At 68.0% G+C, this 14769-nt stretch carries 16 protein-coding genes; 11 read left to right on the forward strand and 5 right to left on the reverse strand.

The window, feature by feature from the left end:
• Positions 1-11 precede the first annotated feature (11 nt).
• From rpmJ to truA, 8 genes are all read left to right on the forward strand, one after another.
• Entirely contained in the window at positions 12-125 is a 114-nt protein-coding gene (gene rpmJ / locus AMYAL_RS0121445) for a 50S ribosomal protein L36 (protein ID WP_004558882.1), read from the forward strand.
• A gap of 205 nt (positions 126-330) precedes the next feature.
• The gene (rpsM, locus tag AMYAL_RS0121450) at positions 331-711 is read left to right on the forward strand and encodes a 30S ribosomal protein S13 (RefSeq protein WP_005166805.1); all 381 of its coding nucleotides are present in this window, start codon (positions 331-333) and stop codon (positions 709-711) included.
• Complete coding sequence (locus AMYAL_RS0121455) at positions 708-893, forward strand: hypothetical protein (protein ID WP_005166807.1); 186 nt, start codon at positions 708-710, stop codon at positions 891-893. The genes rpsM and AMYAL_RS0121455 overlap by 4 nt, the downstream gene beginning before the upstream one ends.
• Before the next feature lie 18 nt (positions 894-911).
• Positions 912-1319, forward strand: a complete 408-nt coding sequence (rpsK, locus tag AMYAL_RS0121460; protein ID WP_004558885.1) for a 30S ribosomal protein S11 — start codon at positions 912-914, stop codon at positions 1317-1319.
• Between the two features lie 23 nt (positions 1320-1342).
• A complete protein-coding gene (gene rpsD, locus AMYAL_RS0121465) occupies positions 1343-1948 on the forward strand; it encodes a 30S ribosomal protein S4 (RefSeq protein WP_005166810.1) in 606 nt (201 codons plus the stop codon).
• A 127-nt stretch (positions 1949-2075) separates the two neighbouring features.
• Positions 2076-3149, forward strand: coding sequence for a DNA-directed RNA polymerase subunit alpha (locus AMYAL_RS0121470; protein WP_005166811.1), 1074 nt, complete (start codon positions 2076-2078; stop codon positions 3147-3149).
• Positions 3150-3224: 75 nt separating this feature from the next.
• On the forward strand, positions 3225-3788 hold the full coding sequence (gene rplQ, locus AMYAL_RS0121475; protein ID WP_020633327.1) for a 50S ribosomal protein L17: 564 nt from the start codon (positions 3225-3227) through the stop codon (positions 3786-3788).
• 73 nt (positions 3789-3861) lie between these two features.
• On the forward strand, positions 3862-4695 hold the full coding sequence (truA, locus tag AMYAL_RS0121480) for a tRNA pseudouridine(38-40) synthase TruA (RefSeq protein ID WP_084702326.1): 834 nt from the start codon (positions 3862-3864) through the stop codon (positions 4693-4695).
• On the opposite strand, the gene AMYAL_RS0121485 is transcribed toward truA, so the two are convergent.
• The 3 genes from AMYAL_RS0121485 to eccE all read right to left on the reverse strand — a co-directional run bounded on the left by AMYAL_RS0121485 (position 4665) and on the right by eccE (position 7780).
• Positions 4665-5624: an endonuclease domain-containing protein gene (locus AMYAL_RS0121485; RefSeq protein WP_026467307.1), complete on the reverse strand. Its 960-nt coding sequence runs from the start codon at positions 5622-5624 to the stop codon at positions 4665-4667. The two genes, truA and AMYAL_RS0121485, sit on opposite strands and share 31 nt — an antisense overlap.
• Positions 5625-5879: 255 nt before the next feature.
• Complete coding sequence (locus tag AMYAL_RS0121490; RefSeq protein ID WP_005166815.1) at positions 5880-6602, reverse strand: hypothetical protein; 723 nt, start codon at positions 6600-6602, stop codon at positions 5880-5882.
• Positions 6599-7780 (reverse strand): type VII secretion protein EccE, encoded by a 1182-nt coding sequence (eccE, locus tag AMYAL_RS0121495; RefSeq protein ID WP_020633331.1) that lies wholly within the window; start codon positions 7778-7780, stop codon positions 6599-6601. The genes AMYAL_RS0121490 and eccE overlap by 4 nt, the downstream gene beginning before the upstream one ends.
• Positions 7781-8335: 555 nt before the next feature.
• Here eccE and eccB point away from each other — a divergent pair.
• The 3 genes from eccB (at position 8336) to AMYAL_RS0121515 (ending at position 11502) form a co-directional block, all read left to right on the forward strand.
• The gene (gene eccB / locus AMYAL_RS0121505; RefSeq protein ID WP_084702141.1) at positions 8336-9958 is read left to right on the forward strand and encodes a type VII secretion protein EccB; all 1623 of its coding nucleotides are present in this window, start codon (positions 8336-8338) and stop codon (positions 9956-9958) included.
• Between the two features lie 72 nt (positions 9959-10030).
• Entirely contained in the window at positions 10031-10345 is a 315-nt protein-coding gene (locus AMYAL_RS0121510; protein WP_020633334.1) for a hypothetical protein, read from the forward strand.
• Between the two features lie 5 nt (positions 10346-10350).
• Positions 10351-11502, forward strand: a complete 1152-nt coding sequence (locus tag AMYAL_RS0121515; RefSeq protein WP_020633335.1) for a WXG100 family type VII secretion target — start codon at positions 10351-10353, stop codon at positions 11500-11502.
• 101 nt (positions 11503-11603) lie between these two features.
• Here AMYAL_RS0121515 and AMYAL_RS0121520 read toward each other — a convergent pair whose 3' ends face one another.
• Both AMYAL_RS0121520 and eccD read right to left on the reverse strand, forming a co-directional pair.
• On the reverse strand, positions 11604-13262 hold the full coding sequence (locus AMYAL_RS0121520) for a S8 family serine peptidase (protein WP_020633336.1): 1659 nt from the start codon (positions 13260-13262) through the stop codon (positions 11604-11606).
• Positions 13263-13285: 23 nt separating this feature from the next.
• Positions 13286-14650, reverse strand: a complete 1365-nt coding sequence (eccD, locus tag AMYAL_RS0121525; protein WP_020633337.1) for a type VII secretion integral membrane protein EccD — start codon at positions 14648-14650, stop codon at positions 13286-13288.
• Between the last annotated feature and the right edge of the window lie 119 nt (positions 14651-14769).

Here is a 14769-nt window from a genome sequence, read left to right on the forward strand (position 1 = left end):
GAGCAGGAGACGTGAAGGTCCAGCCGAGCGTCAAGAAGATCTGCGACAAGTGCAAGGTGATCCGCCGTCACGGCCGGATCATGGTGATCTGCGAGAACCTGCGGCACAAGCAGCGGCAGGGCTGATCACTCGCACTCGTACAGAGTGGATTGACGGCTACACAATCTCCCCGCACCTGCCGGGCCGTGCGAACGGCCCGGTTCACCCCCGGACTTCAGGCCGGGGCCGGGACACCCGAAGCGCAAGCCAAGGGCACGACAGGCGAGTCGGTCCCGGGACCGGACGGGGAGCAGACCTGAAGATGAATTCTATGAAGGAGCATCAACGCCAATGGCACGACTCGCTGGCGTAGACCTCCCCCGCGAAAAGCGGTTGGAGATCGCGCTGACCTACATCTACGGCATCGGCCGTACTCGCTCGAAGCAGCTCATCGCGGCTGCCGAGCTCAACGCGGACACTCGCGTCAAGGATCTGAGCGATGACGACCTCGCCAAGCTGCGGGTCTACATCGAGGAGAACTTCAAGGTCGAGGGTGACCTTCGCCGCGAGGTGAACGCCGACATCCGTCGGAAGATCGAGATCGGGTGCTACGAGGGCCTTCGCTGGCGTCGCGGACTTCCCGTCCGTGGTCAGCGCACCAAGACGAACGCCCGCACCCGTAAGGGTCCGAAGAAGACGGTCGCCGGCAAGAAGAAGGCTGGCAAGAAGTGAGCGTCCAGGGCAAGAAGGTCGTGCGGATGGGCGGCGTTCACCGCCGCGGCTCGGCTTGTGTCTCGCCCAAGGCGCTCTACGCCCGCCCGATGGCGCTCCGCAACCTGTACACCGACGCCGGTTCGATCATCCGGCGCGGACAGGCCGAAGCGGTCGCCGCTCACCAAGAGAACGCGCGCTAACAGGAGAACCCTCAAAACATGCCACCGAAGTCTCGTACTGCGGCGGGGGCCAAGAAGGTCCGCCGTAAGGAAAAGAAGAATGTCGCGCACGGTCACGCGCACATCAAGAGCACCTTCAACAACACCATCGTCTCGATCACGGACCCGACCGGTGCCGTGATCGCGTGGGCGTCGAGTGGTCACGTGGGCTTCAAGGGCTCGCGTAAGTCCACCCCGTTCGCCGCGCAGATGGCCGCCGAGAACGCCGCCCGCAAGGCTGCTGAGCACGGCATGAAGAAGGTCGACGTCTTCGTGAAGGGCCCTGGTTCGGGTCGCGAGACGGCGATCCGCTCGTTGCAGGCGGCCGGCCTCGAGGTCGGCACCATCCAGGACGTGACCCCGCAGCCTCACAACGGCTGCCGCCCGCCCAAGCGGCGCCGGGTCTGAGGAACGGGGAGGAGTAAGAAGAAATGGCTCGTTACACCGGCCCCGCGACGCGTATTTCGCGTCGCCTCAAGGTTGACCTCATCGGCGGCGACCAGGCTTTCGAGCGTCGCCCCTACCCGCCGGGCCAGCACGGCCGCGGGCGCATCAAGGAGTCCGAGTACCTCCTGCAGTCGCAGGAGAAGCAGAAGGCTCGTTACACCTACGGCGTTCTCGAGCGTCAGTTCGTCCGGTACTACAAGGAAGCCGTCCGGCGTCCCGGTAAGACCGGTGAGAACCTGCTGCAGATCCTCGAGTCCCGTCTGGACAACGTGATCTACCGCGCCGGCATCGCCCGCACCCGCCGTCAGGCGCGTCAGCTGGTGAGCCACGGCCACTTCGTGGTCAATGGCGTCAAGGTCAACGTCCCGTCCTACCAGGTCACGAAGTGGGACATCATCGACGTGCGGCCGAAGTCGTTCGCGATGCTGCCCTTCGTCGCTGCCAAGGAGTCGTTCGGCGAGCGTCCCGTTCCCGCGTGGCTCCAGGTTGTTCCGTCCAACCTCCGGGTGCTGGTCCACCAGCTCCCGGAGCGCGCTCAGATCGACGTTCCGGTTCAGGAACAGCTGATCGTCGAGCTCTACTCGAAGTGATCCATTACCGGGCCGGAGATCCTCCGGCCCGGTATGGGTTCGCGCGGCGGCGCCCAGAGTGCGCCGCCGCGTCGCCATCCCTTTCGGTGTCATATGGCGGGCGCCGTTTGGAAAGGAATTAGGAAAGATGCTGATTTCCCAGCGGCCGGCTCTCGGCGAAGAGACGGTCAACGAGACCCGCTCCCGGTTCACCATCGAACCGCTGGAGCCCGGCTTCGGCTACACGCTCGGCAACTCGCTGCGGCGCACGCTGCTGTCGTCCATTCCTGGCGCGGCCGTGACGAGCATCCGCATCGACGGCGTGCTGCACGAGTTCACCACCGTTCCCGGAGTGAAGGAAGATGTCACCGACATCATCCTGAACCTCAAGGAGCTCGTGGTCTCCTCGGAAGAGGACGAGCCGGTCACCATGTACCTGCGCAAGCAGGGCCCCGGTGAGGTCACCGCTGCCGACATCGTGCCCCCGGCCGGTGTCACCGTGCATAACCCGGATCTGCACATCGCGTCGCTGAACGGCAAGGGCAAGCTCGAGATCGAGCTCGTCGTCGAGCGCGGCCGCGGTTACGTTCCGGCCCTGCAGAACAAGCAGGCGGGCGCGGAGATCGGCCGGATCCCGGTCGACTCCATCTACTCCCCGGTGCTGAAGGTGACCTACAAGGTCGAGGCGACCCGTGTCGAGCAGCGCACCGACTTCGACAAGCTGATCCTGGACGTGGAGACGAAGCCGTCGATCACGCCGCGGGACGCCGTCGCGTCGGCCGGTAAGACGCTGGTGGAGCTGTTCGGTCTCGCGCGCGAGCTGAACGTCGACGCCGAGGGCATCGAGATCGGCCCGTCGCCGCAGGAGGCGGACACCATCGCCGCCTACGCGATGCCGATCGAGGACCTGGACCTCACCGTCCGGTCGTACAACTGCCTCAAGCGCGAGGGCATCCACACCGTCGGCGAACTGGTCTCGCGCAGCGAGGCCGACCTGCTGGACATCCGCAACTTCGGTGCGAAGTCGATCGACGAGGTCAAGCTCAAGCTCGTCGGCCTCGGCCTCGCGCTGAAGGACAGCCCGCCTGGGTTCGACCCGACCGCGGCTGCGGCCAGCTACGACGGTGAAGGCTGGTCCGAGGGCGTCGACAGCATCACGGACGGAATTTCGGACAACGGCCACGACGATGGCCAGGACTACGCAGAGACGGAGCAGCTGTAAGGCCAGCTACGGCTCCCTCACCGGTAGGGGTGGGGGAGCCCCGGCCTCCAGCTGTGAGCTGAACGAGGAGAACCGATGCCCACCCCCACAAAGGGACCCCGTCTCGGCGGGTCGCCCGCGCACGAGCGGCTGATCCTGGCCAACCTGGCCACCCAGCTGTTCGAGCACGGCAAGATCACGACGACCGAGGCGAAGGCCCGGCGGGTGCGCCCGCTGGCCGAGAAGCTGATCACGAAGGCGAAGCGGGGCGACCTGCACAACCGTCGTCAGATCCAGCGCATCGTGCGCGACAAGGATGTCGTGCACAAGCTGATCGCCGAGATCGGTCCGTTCTTCGCGGAGCGTCCGGGTGGCTACACCCGGATCACCAAGACGATGGCGCGCAAGGGCGACAACGCCCCCATGGCCGTCATCGAACTGGTGGCCGAGAAGACCGTCACCGCCGAGGCCGAGGCCGCGCGCAAGACGAAGTTCGCCAAGGACGAGCCGAAGGCTGCCGCCCCGGCCGCCGAGGAGACCACTGAGGCCCCTGAGGTTGCCGACACGGCCGCCACCGAGGCTCCGGAGGCCACCGAGGCTCCCGCCGCTGACGAGGCCGCTGAGGCCCCCGCCGCGGACGCGGACAGCAAGAAGGACTGACGTCCTGACGGCACCGAACACCCCGGACGAGCCCGCCACTCCCACTGCGGAGGGCGGGCTCGTTCGTCTGCGTCTGGACGTTTCCTACGACGGCACCGATTTCTCCGGCTGGGCGCGACAGCCCGAGCGGCGCACGGTGCAGGGAGTCCTCGAAGAGGCGCTCGCGAAGCAGCCTCCAGGAGCCTCGGTCCCGAAGTCCGTCGTCGTCGCCGGCCGCACCGATGCCGGTGTGCACGCCGCCGGCCAGGTGGTCCACGTCGACGTGTCGACTTTAGCGGGCAAAACTCGATCCGGTCGCTTGGAACTGGACGGGCAGGGCATTCCTGACCTGGGGCGGATGCGCCATCGCTGGAATCGGTACCTGCCGGGTGACGTGCGCGTGCTCGATGCTCGCGTGGCCGCGCCCGGATTCGACGCCCGGTTCTCGGCCGTGCGGCGGCACTATCGCTACCGCGTCTCGGACGCGCCGTGGGGTGTCGATCCGTTGAGGCGTCACGACACCCTGGCCTGGGGACGTCCGCTCTCGATCGACGCGATGAACGAGGCGTCGGAGTCTCTCTTGGGGCTTCAGGACTTCGCGGCCTTCTGCAAACAGCGCGAAGGCGGGACGACCATTCGTGAGCTGCAGCGGCTTGTCTGGCGCCGGACCGGACCGCACGCTGTCGAGGTCGATGTCTCCGCTGACGCCTTCTGCCACTCGATGGTCCGAAGCCTGGTGGGTGCGCTGCTCCTGGTCGGTGACGGCCGTCGTCCGCTGACGTGGCCAGGCGACGTCCTGGAGAGCCGGACGCGAGACAGCGCTGTCGCTCCCGCACACGGCCTTACGCTGATGGCCGTCGACTACCCGCCGGACACCGAACTCGCGGCCCGCGCCGATCAAACGCGCGCCATGCGCACCCCCTCCTGACCCGGCCGCGGCGACGTTAGCGGGCTAATCGCGCTGCGGCGGGCGCGCCAGACGGCATCGACGATGCCTTTGAAGTCGTTCGCCAGGTCTTCCGCGGTGACGATGACGAAGCGCCAACCCTCAGCCTCCGCACGTCTTCGGCGCTTGCGATCGTAGGCTTGTTGTTTTGGTGTGTTGTGCCATTGGCCGTCGTATTCGATGGCGACCTTGTACTCCTTGTCTCCAAGGTCGAGGCGGGCGATGAAGTGGCCTGTCCGGGAGAAGACCTCGACTTGAGGTGTCGCGGCAATGCCGCCGGCGGCCAGCACGATGCGGACTTCCGATTCCGGAGGTGATTCCGCGCGAGGGTCGGACAGCCGTAAAGCGGTTCTGGCCAAGCGAATTCCCCGATTCCGGCGTCCGTAGAACTCCCCGTTGAGATGTAGATCGCTCAGCTTCTCGGCTTTCATGAACTGGTCCAGATCCGGGACGCCGATCCGGAGTCGTCGCACCCACCCGGATTTGCGAGGAGAAAGCCGGAGTAGCAGGTCCAGTGCGATTCGAGTTTTACGCGCGATACGAATGCCGTTCCACGGCTTCGATTCCTCGGGCTTGATCTCGGTACGCCGGACCTTGATACCGACTATCGGGCCGAAGCGTTGTTTCTCCGGTACGACCATCTCAACCGGATCATTGGGCCTGGCCAGCTCGACACCTTGAATGGTCGCGGCCGATCGTCCGGTCAGCACAGCTTCCGGAGGCGCCAGCAATGCGGCGCCGCGGCAACGCAGCTCGTGCGTGACCTCCACGTCGGCACGCGTGTAGACGTCCTGGAACAGCCTTCGGACGCTGGGGCCAAGTAGTTGGCTCGCCGTGATGAGGCCCGCCTTGCGCGCCACTGAGCCGCGGAAGACTTCGGGGAGATGAGATGAATCGAAGGGTTTGGTCATGTCTGCACGGTGATAGACAAGGCCGACAACACCTGGCCATCACCGGCCCCGCAAGGGCTATCTATCCACAACCCCCGCCTTGTCCACAGTCGGCGCTATTGCCCCTTGACGGACCAACTTCCCACCGGCTTCCCGACCCAAGTCGACTTTAGCGGCCTAATCGCGACGCGGGTGGGACGCAAAACGGGGGCACTGTCCGATGTGGACAATGCCCCCGCAGATCGCGATTAGGCCGCTAAAGTCGACGCGGGCGGGTCAGTCGCCGCGGCGTACGGGGCCTAGGAGCTGTTGCTCTTTCGCGGTGGTGACCAGGCGAAGCGGGCGCCAGAGGTTCCGGCCCAAGGCGACGACCTGGTCGTCCTTCAGTGTCGTGAGCTGCTTCATCATCTGCGGCGGGAGACGCCAGATCCGTGCGGCCAGTTCGGCCTGTCCCGGCGGGAGCCGCTGCATCAGCACCAGGTCGGCCGCGTTCGCGGTCGCCCCGGCCTGCGGGTGCAGGTACGGCAGCACGTAGACCGTCGTCTGCCACGGCGACCGCGGTGGGAACAAGTCCTGCGGTGTCGGACCGCCGTCGGTCACCACCAGCAGCGGCGCGTCCTCGGACGGGCGCGGAAGGTCCACAGGCGACAGCCGCCGGATCTGCACCAGCGGCGAAGGCCTGCCGTTGGGCTGATTCCCCGCGGCCTGCGGGAGGACCTGCCACGCGGCCGGGCGACCGGTCGCCACGACGACCCACGCCCCGACCGCCATCGCCCGCAGCGCGACCTGCCGAGCCAGGTACAGGCCACCGACCAGCACGATCCGGGTCGGCGTCGACCGCAGCGCGGAGATCGTCAGCGGTTCGCCCTTGAGCCCGGAGCCGAGGACGATCCCGCCTCGGTCGCCGGACGGGCTGATCGCGTCGAGCATCGCCGGGTCGACGGTGAATTCCGGGGCGACACCGGTGCTCTGGCCGGCGTCGCGCATACGGGTACTCATGCGGTGCCTCCGATCGGCAAAGTCGCGGAGAACCCGGAGATCTGCAGGCCGCGCAACGGCGTCAGCGCCACACCCAGCTTGTCCGAGACACTTTGCAGCCGTTGGTCGGCGGCGTCCAGTTCACGCGGGTTCCGCGCGCTCAGGCGCACGATTCCCCGCAGGCCGATTTTGCCTTCGTCCGCGGACGGCGAGATCGACATCGCCACCGTCGCCGACAGCGCGCGGACACTGGTCAGCGCGTTCAGACTGCCGCTGATCTTGCCCTTCGGCCAGCTGGTGATCGCGTAGCTCGCGTGCCCGATGCCCGCCGCGGTGACGCCGGTCCAGCGTTCCTGCAGACCGACTTTCGCGGGTGAACCGGCGACCGCGGTCAGTTCCGCGGCGGAAATGCTGGATCGCAGCAACTCGTCCGGGTCGAGCGGCCGGGTCGGCACGCCCTGGGACTCCAGGGCGTTGCGCACCCGCGACAGCGCGCCGATCAGCGCGCGGTGCGCGCCGACGACGCCGCCGCCACGTTCGCGGATGGCGGCCGGGCATCGGCGCGGGTCGAGCCGGATGGCGACCCATGTGGTCCGCCGCGCGGCCGCGGGAAGCGGGCCGAGCACCTCCATGTAGGAGCTGAGTGCCGGCGAGTCCGACGGAAGCGCGGCGCTGCCCGGATAGCAGTGCCAGATCATCTGGATCGAGTCGAGGACCACGCCGCGGTCCTCGAGGCACGGAGCGAGCGCGGACAGTGGCAGACTCGGCGCGCCACCCGCCTGGGTGATCAGCGCGGGCGCGGGCTCGACGAGCAGGACCGCGGTCCACGTCCCGTCGTTCCACGCGAGGCCGACCTGCTGGCGCTCGTGGTCCACGCCGTGCGCGACGACGAGATCGGGAACGGCGAGACGAAGCAGGTTCACTCTGGCGTCGTCGGGGCCGGTGACAGCGTCCTCTTCGGCGGCGAGCGTCTCGATGCTGCTCGGCGGAAGCGGATTCGCCACACGATCGTGCGAACGGAACATGTACCGCGTGGTGAGGCCGGCCCATTGGGTGAACCAGCGGCCGCCCCAGCGCAGGAACGCGATGATGATCGCGAACCCGAGTACGCCGATCGCGATCCACTTCAGCTTCATGTCGATCGCGAGCAGGACCAGGCCGATCGCGAGCCCGAGTTCGAGCACGACCAGATTCGCCACGGGAAGCGGACCGAGATTGATCCCGCCGGTCCGTCGTCGCGTCGGCGCGGCGATCCGTGCCGCTGGAGCGGCGGGCGGACCAGACTGCGGGCCGGGGTCACCGGGCGGGGGACCGCCAGGGCCGCCTGGCCCACCGGGGCCTCCCGGACCACCAGGGCCACCGGGGCCCCCAGGCCCTCTTGGGCCACCAGGACCTCCCGGACCACCGGGGCCAGGGCCCTGTGGTCCGCCGGGCCCTCCAGGGCCACCGGGACCGCGAGGAACACCGGGACCGCCAGGGCCTCCGGCCGGGCCACCAGGGCCGCCTGGTCTGCCGGGCCTCGGCGGCGGCCCCGGCGGACGACCCGGCGGTTGCGGCCCCGGAGGGCCGGGCGGACGTGGAGGAGTGGTGACGGACATCCGCGCTTTCTCTTCCCCTCGTGCGTGCTGCGTACCCGGAAAGCCGGTCCCGAGGAACTTGACACTAGCTGGAGTTGGTAGAAACCCCACACCAGACGGTCCCCGTACGGCTATCCTGCGGAACCGTACCGCGACGGGGAGGACTGTAGGTCGAGAATGCCATCAACACCGACTACTAAGTCTCAAGTTCAGGCTTATCAGTTCGTTCTGCGCCGGATGCAATCCGCGCTGGTCCGTCGCGATGCAGTCATGCTCCATGACCCGATGCGCACGCATACGCGAGCCACCATCGTGGGTATCGTGCTGGCCGCGCTGGGCGTCCTGGTCTTCGTCATCTGGGGACTGCTGAGCCCGAAGCCTTCCGTGCCGGACGCGGGCAACATCGTGATCGGTGAACAGTCCGGAACGGTGTACGTCGTCGCGGGGAACCCGAAGAAACTGGTTCCGACCTTCAATCTCGCCTCCGCGCGGCTGCTGATCATCGCGCAGTCGAAGCAAGGGGCGCAGCAAGCGGGGACCAAGCCTTCCGGGCCGCAACAGGCCTCCGAGGTGAAGAACCCCACAGTCGTCTCGGATGAACAACTGAAGAGCATTCCCCGCGGTCAGCTCATGGGCATTCCCAACGGCCCGCAACTGATGCCGACGGAAGCCCAGCGCGCCAGCCCGGACTGGGGCGTGTGCGATGAGGTCATCTACGACCCGTCGGTGCCGAAGCCCGATCTCTCCAAGACGGAGACGACCGTCTACGCGGGTGTGAAGCAGCTGGGAAGCCGTGAGCTCGGTCAGAACGAGGCTCTGCTGGCCAAAGGGGCCAACGGCAGGACCTATCTGGTCTACCGGCTGGCGGCGAATCCCAACCTGCCGAACGCGAACGCCGTCAAAGCCGAGATCAAGCCCGACGCGAGCGCCGTCCTTTCCGCATTGAAGCTGCCGGACCAGCCCCGCGGGATCTCCCAGGGCCTGCTGGACGCGATTCCCGAGGTGCCCGAGCTGAAGCTGCCGGACGTCCCTGGCAAGGGGGAGAAGCCCAACTACGAGATCGAAGGCCTGAGGGTCGGAGACGTCTTCTCCACCGAGCAGGCCGAAGGACAGAAGAACTTCCACCTCATCCTGAGGGAAGGTATCCAGCCCATTTCCCCGGCGGTGGCGGACATCGTCCAGACCGGTAAGAACGACGGCAGCACCTCGGTGATGTCCGTCGCGCAGGGCAAGATCCGCAACGTCACGCGGGTGACGACAGGGCAAAACGGCTTCGTCGAGCTCGATGCCTACCCCCAGAGCGTGCCGACGGTGCTCAACGCGACTCAGGGCTCCAAGGTCTCCTGCCTGAGCTGGTCCATCGCCGGCGAAGGCGGCAGCCGGGACGGGCACACCGCGGTCTTCGTCGACGACAAGCTGCCGAAGGGCAGGAACGCCGACGGATCCGCGCCCGGCGTCAAGATCGGCACTCCCGGCCCGGTCGGCGCGCCGATCAACAGCTTCTACATGGAGCCGGGGTACGCGGCCGTCGTCCAGTCGGCGACCGGCAAGGAGACCTTCGACAAAGGGCCGATCCAGCTGATCTCCGATCGCGGCATCCGTTACGGCGTCCCTGACGCTGTGACGGCGGACTCGATCGGGCTCAACAAACGCGTTCCCGCGCCCGAGTCCATCGTCCGGATCCTGCCCACGGGCGCTTCGCTGAACACGCAGGACGTGCTCCGCACCTTCGACACGGTGCCGATCGACGACAGGGCGGGCTCGGTCGCCACGCAGCCGCAGCAGGGCTCCGGCGGGTAGCTGTTCTGGGGAACCCTTTGGACGGCGCGCGCGTCTGAACGCCCAAGCGGTATCGGGTGAGTGGAGGGTGCAGTGGCCGGCCTGAAGATCGACGGCACCATCGTCGTCGACTATGCGAAGCGGGTGGACGCGGCCGCCGGAGAGCTCGATCTGGCGGCCGCCGAGGTGACCGGGGACGGCATCACCGTCGAGTCCCACGGGGCGTTGGGGGAGGAGTTGGGCCTCGGCGCGTCTTATGGGCGTGCGGCCGAGGCCATCCGACGTCAGCTGGAGGAGGGCGCGGCCGCGCTGAGGTCGGCGTCGGAGGCCCTGCACACGGTGACCGCGCGGCACGCCGGGCACGACGAAGAAGCCGCCCAGATGATCAAACGCGCCGTGGAGCTCTGAATCGCATGATCGCCGAGTCGGAGAACCCGACCGATTCCATCCCGCACCCGAAGGCCACCCGCGCCGCCGCTCCGGAGGCGGCCCGGATCGAGATTAGCCCGCTAAACTCGACTGGGGCGGGCGGTGAAGACCTGGTCGAGGCCGCGGCACCGCATCTCGCCTTCGTCTCGGAGCTGTCCGGCCACCTGGGACTGATCGATCCTGTCGAGGCCTACTTGACGCCGCTGGCGGGGCGCTGGGAGGACCTGAAGGACGAGGCCGACCGGCTCCGGAAAGCGGCGGCGACTGCCGGCACCGTTTCGAAAGAACTGTCGGAGGATCTCGGCCGCCTCGACGCAGGCTGGTCCGGCAAGGACGCTGACGCGTTCGTCGCGTACATCGGGGACATCAAGATCGCGGGCTCCGACGTCGAGGACGCACTCACCACGCTGGCGGGTTCGCTCGACGAACTGGTGCTGTCGATCCGTCGCATCCTGACCGATCTCGTCGAGGTCCTGGTCGATACGGCCGAATTGACCTCCGAGACCGCGATGCTGCCGGTCGGCGGCGTTCGACGGGCGCGGACTCAGCTGGAGGACGCGCAGGAGTCGGCCAAGGCGCTCTACGAAGCCGCTCGCAACGTGATCGAGGGCTTCGTACGGCTTTGTGATGGCGTCGACGATCCTGACGGCGCGTCGCGGAGCATCGAGATCGCCCATCGGTACCCGCAGGACGAGTTCAAGCTCCAAGACGATTCCGCGCCGGCGAGCGAGCCGGTGCAGGAGAAGGGCGTCCCCGAAACGGATTCCAGTGCCGCGTCCGACGAGCAGTCGACGTCGCCGTCCGCGGCCGATCCGGCCGACGGCCGGAAGACCGGGTCTCAGGAACCTCTGATCGAGCAGGGACAGGCGCCGATCCCGGAGGTCGCGCCCGTGCAGGCCGCTCCGGCTCAGGGGCAGGCCACCGGGTCGGGATCGGGGATGATGCCGATGGGGATGGCGCCCATGATGGGGATGGGCGCGGGCGGCGGCGGAGGCGGGACCGCTCACCAGTCGAAGACGCGGCCTGCCTCGAAACCGTCCGATGTGGTCGGTGAGCCCGGTCAGGTCGTCCCGCCCGTGATCGGCGAGGACGACACCCCGCGGAAGCCCGCTCCGAAACCCAAGCCCGCCAAGTAGGTGCCCTCACGGGCGACTCGATGTTCGCGGGCTAATCGCGATCTGGACGGCTCGAAGGCGAGTCCCGGCAGATCGCGATTAGCCCGCTAACATCGCACGTTCTAGGGGGTCTTGCGGGCGGGGGCGGGGGTCGGCCGGTTGCGGCGGACCGAGTGCACCACGAACAGTGTGACGAGCAACGCCACCAGGCCCCCGCCGGTCCCGGCGAGCGCGACGATCATCGGCGCGGAATCGCGGTCGTTCGACGGCGGCAGATTCGCGGGCAGCGGGACCGGCTTGGCCTTGTCCGCCTCCGACGGCACGATCGCCGTCAGCGCCGCGATCGGGTCGATGACCCCGAAGCCGACGAAGTTGTCCCGGCCGCCCGGCGCCGCGGGGTGCTGCGCCGTCGCCTTGATCCGGTTCATCACTTCACGCGCTTTCAGCCCTCTGAACTTCGCGCGCACAAGAGCGGCCACTCCGGCGACGTACGGTGCGGCGAAGCTGGTCCCCTGGATGGCGCCGGGTTGCCCGTTGCCCTCGATGGTCAGGTTGGCCAGGCTGCTCGATCCGTCCGCCGGGTCGAGCGAAATGATCTTGGTGCCCGGGGCGGCGACGCTGACCCACGGCCCGTTGACGCTGAAATCCGCGACACCGCCGGTGTCGTCGATCGCCGCGACGGACAGCACGTCGTCGGCGAACCACGGCGGCGTGACGATCATCTTGGGAGACTTGGGGTCCGGCTGGTCGTTCTGCGGGCACTTGTCACCGACGTTGCCTGCCGCCGCGACGACGACGACGTCGTGCTCGACGGCGTAGTTCACCGCCGCCTGGAGTTGCTGCTCGCCTTCGGTGATGCCGCCGGTGGCCGGGCGACAGTTGTCGACCGACATGTTGATCACCTGAGCGCCCCTGTCGACGGCGCGGACCACGGCCTGCGCGAGCGTCTTCAGAGTCCCCGCGGTCTTGCCCTGTTCCTGCTGGCGTCCGCCCTTGTCCTGACCGGGCGCTGTCCCGTCCGCCGAACCTCCGACAGCGCCGTTTCCCTGTGAGGACGGCGGAAGCTGTGAACCCGGCGGGTTGTTCGACGAAGCAGGCGGACCGGAACTGGACGAGGGCGGCGCAGGCGGCTCGGCCTTCTTCTCCGCCTTCTCGTAGTTCTGGCTCGACTGCCGGATCGACATGATCGTGGCGTCCGGTGCGACCCCGCGGAACCCGATACTCGCGTCGGGCGGGTTCGCGGCGATGATCCCCGCAACCTCGGTGCCGTGGCCGTCGCAGTCTTCGAGCCCCGGTGCCTTGCCGCCGTTGGGAGTCGCGACGTAGTCGCCCCCCGATTCGACGCGACCGTTGAAGTAAGGGTGCGCGGTGACACCGGTGTCGATCACCGCGACCTTGATGTTCGCGCCGACCGAACCGGTGGCGCCGCGCATGAGCTCGTGCACCTTCTGGATCTGCAGGTACTCCTGGCCCCACGGGCGGTTCTTGATGTCGACCTGGTCGCCGCCGAGCTTGCTGCGTTGCACGCACTGCGTCTTCTGCTCGTAAGTCTCGTCCGGCTTGCCTGTGTCCGCCGGCCTCTTGGACGGGTCCACCGGAGGTGGCGTCGCGTAGTAGCCACCGGCGTCCGGCGCGACATTGCTTTGCTGCGCCCACGCGGGAAGCGCCACCGACGCCGGCGAGAGAACACCGATTCCGGCCGCCAGCAGCACCGTTCCGGTACGTCCGGCGAGGCCGAGGTGGCGGACGCGCGTCCCCCTGGACTTCCGCGCTGCGGCCATCAGAGCATCATCCGATCGGGTCGTCACTTGAAGTTGAGGTGGCGCAGCGTCGTGTAGAGGTCCATGACGCCGAGCGCCAGCGGGAGCACCGTCGCGATGAAAACGGCCTCGAAGATCTCCACGGTCCGTCGCAGCGGCGGCGAGAAGCGCTGGTTCGGGAAGATCACGCCGACCACGAGCGCGGCGGCGCCGATCAGCAGCAGCGCGCCGAACACGAACAGGACGCGGTTCAGCGGGCTCGCCGACCACATCCAGCCGAGCAGGATGCCCGCGCCGGACACCATGCCGGTGGTCAGCAGCGCGATGGCCTGCGCGCCGTTCGCGTACGCCCGAGCCCTCAAGAGCAGGACCAGCGTGGCGACCACGCCGAGGATCTTCCCGAAGATCGACGGAGACGTGGAGGCGATGATCGCGAACAGCGCCGTGGCCGCGCCGCAGCCGGTCAGCAGACCGGTCATGTATTCGTGGGCGACCGCGGTACGGCGCTCGATGGCGCGGTAGTCGGGGAAGCCCGAGTCTTCCTTGAGTTCTTCGGCGCTGCCGGGAACATGCGGTGTCGGCAGCGCCGCGAGCTTGATCGTCGCGCGCGGCAGGATCGAGATGCAGGCCAGCGAGAACGCGGTCGCGCCGGCGGCGACACCGGCGATCGGGGTGTCGATGAGGGTCGCGGCCAGGAACGTCAGCGCCGAGATCGTGGCCGTCGTCGCGGCCGCGATGAAGGTGGTGATCCCGTGCCCGATGACGAGGATGCAGACCGCCGCCACGATGATCACGAGGGTGCTCGCGAGCAGCAGATTCGCCCACAGAGACAGCCCCGGCACGATGTAGAACCCACTGACGAAGGCCAGCGGCAGACCGCCCGTCGCGGCGATCAGCACCCCGGTCGCCTCGGCCTTGTAGGCCTTGGCCAGCGTCGCGCCGACCGCGACGCACGCGATCGCGCCGACACCGCCCGCGATCGCGGCGGCGAGGGCGTTCCCGCCGTAGAACGACCCGCTGGTGAAGAGCGCGAGAGCCGAGAAGAACAGCGCCAGGCCACCCGCGATGTGCCCGAAGCGGCGCGCCGTCTCCTTGGTCCACGGCCGGAAGCTGTCCGGGGACGACTCGGCGATCGCGTCGACGACGTCGTCGTACAGCGGGGGCGGCGGGTTCTCGTTGCGCTTGCGCAACTGCAGCAGTTCGCCGTCGACGACACCGAGGGACGCGAGGGTCCGGCTCGGGTCGAGCGGCGCGTCGCCTAGTTTCGCCAATGCCCAGCCGCCGTGGCGGGCGCCGCCGTCCGGCGTCGCCTCTTTCGCCATTTCCAACAGCATGGGCAGCAGGTCCGCCACCGCGACGTCAGCCGGCAAAGCCACGTCGATCCGGGTGCGTGGCGCGACCACCGTCACCCTGCTGAATACCGTCGTGCCCGTTGCCACTGCCTTCCCCCTGCCCTGAGACTCTGGTCCTCGGGGAACCTATACCGAACCCGAGTGCCCACATCATCGACTGTCGGAAAAAGACCGGC

Source organism: Amycolatopsis alba DSM 44262 (genome assembly GCF_000384215.1).
GTDB lineage: Bacteria > Actinomycetota > Actinomycetes > Mycobacteriales > Pseudonocardiaceae > Amycolatopsis > Amycolatopsis alba.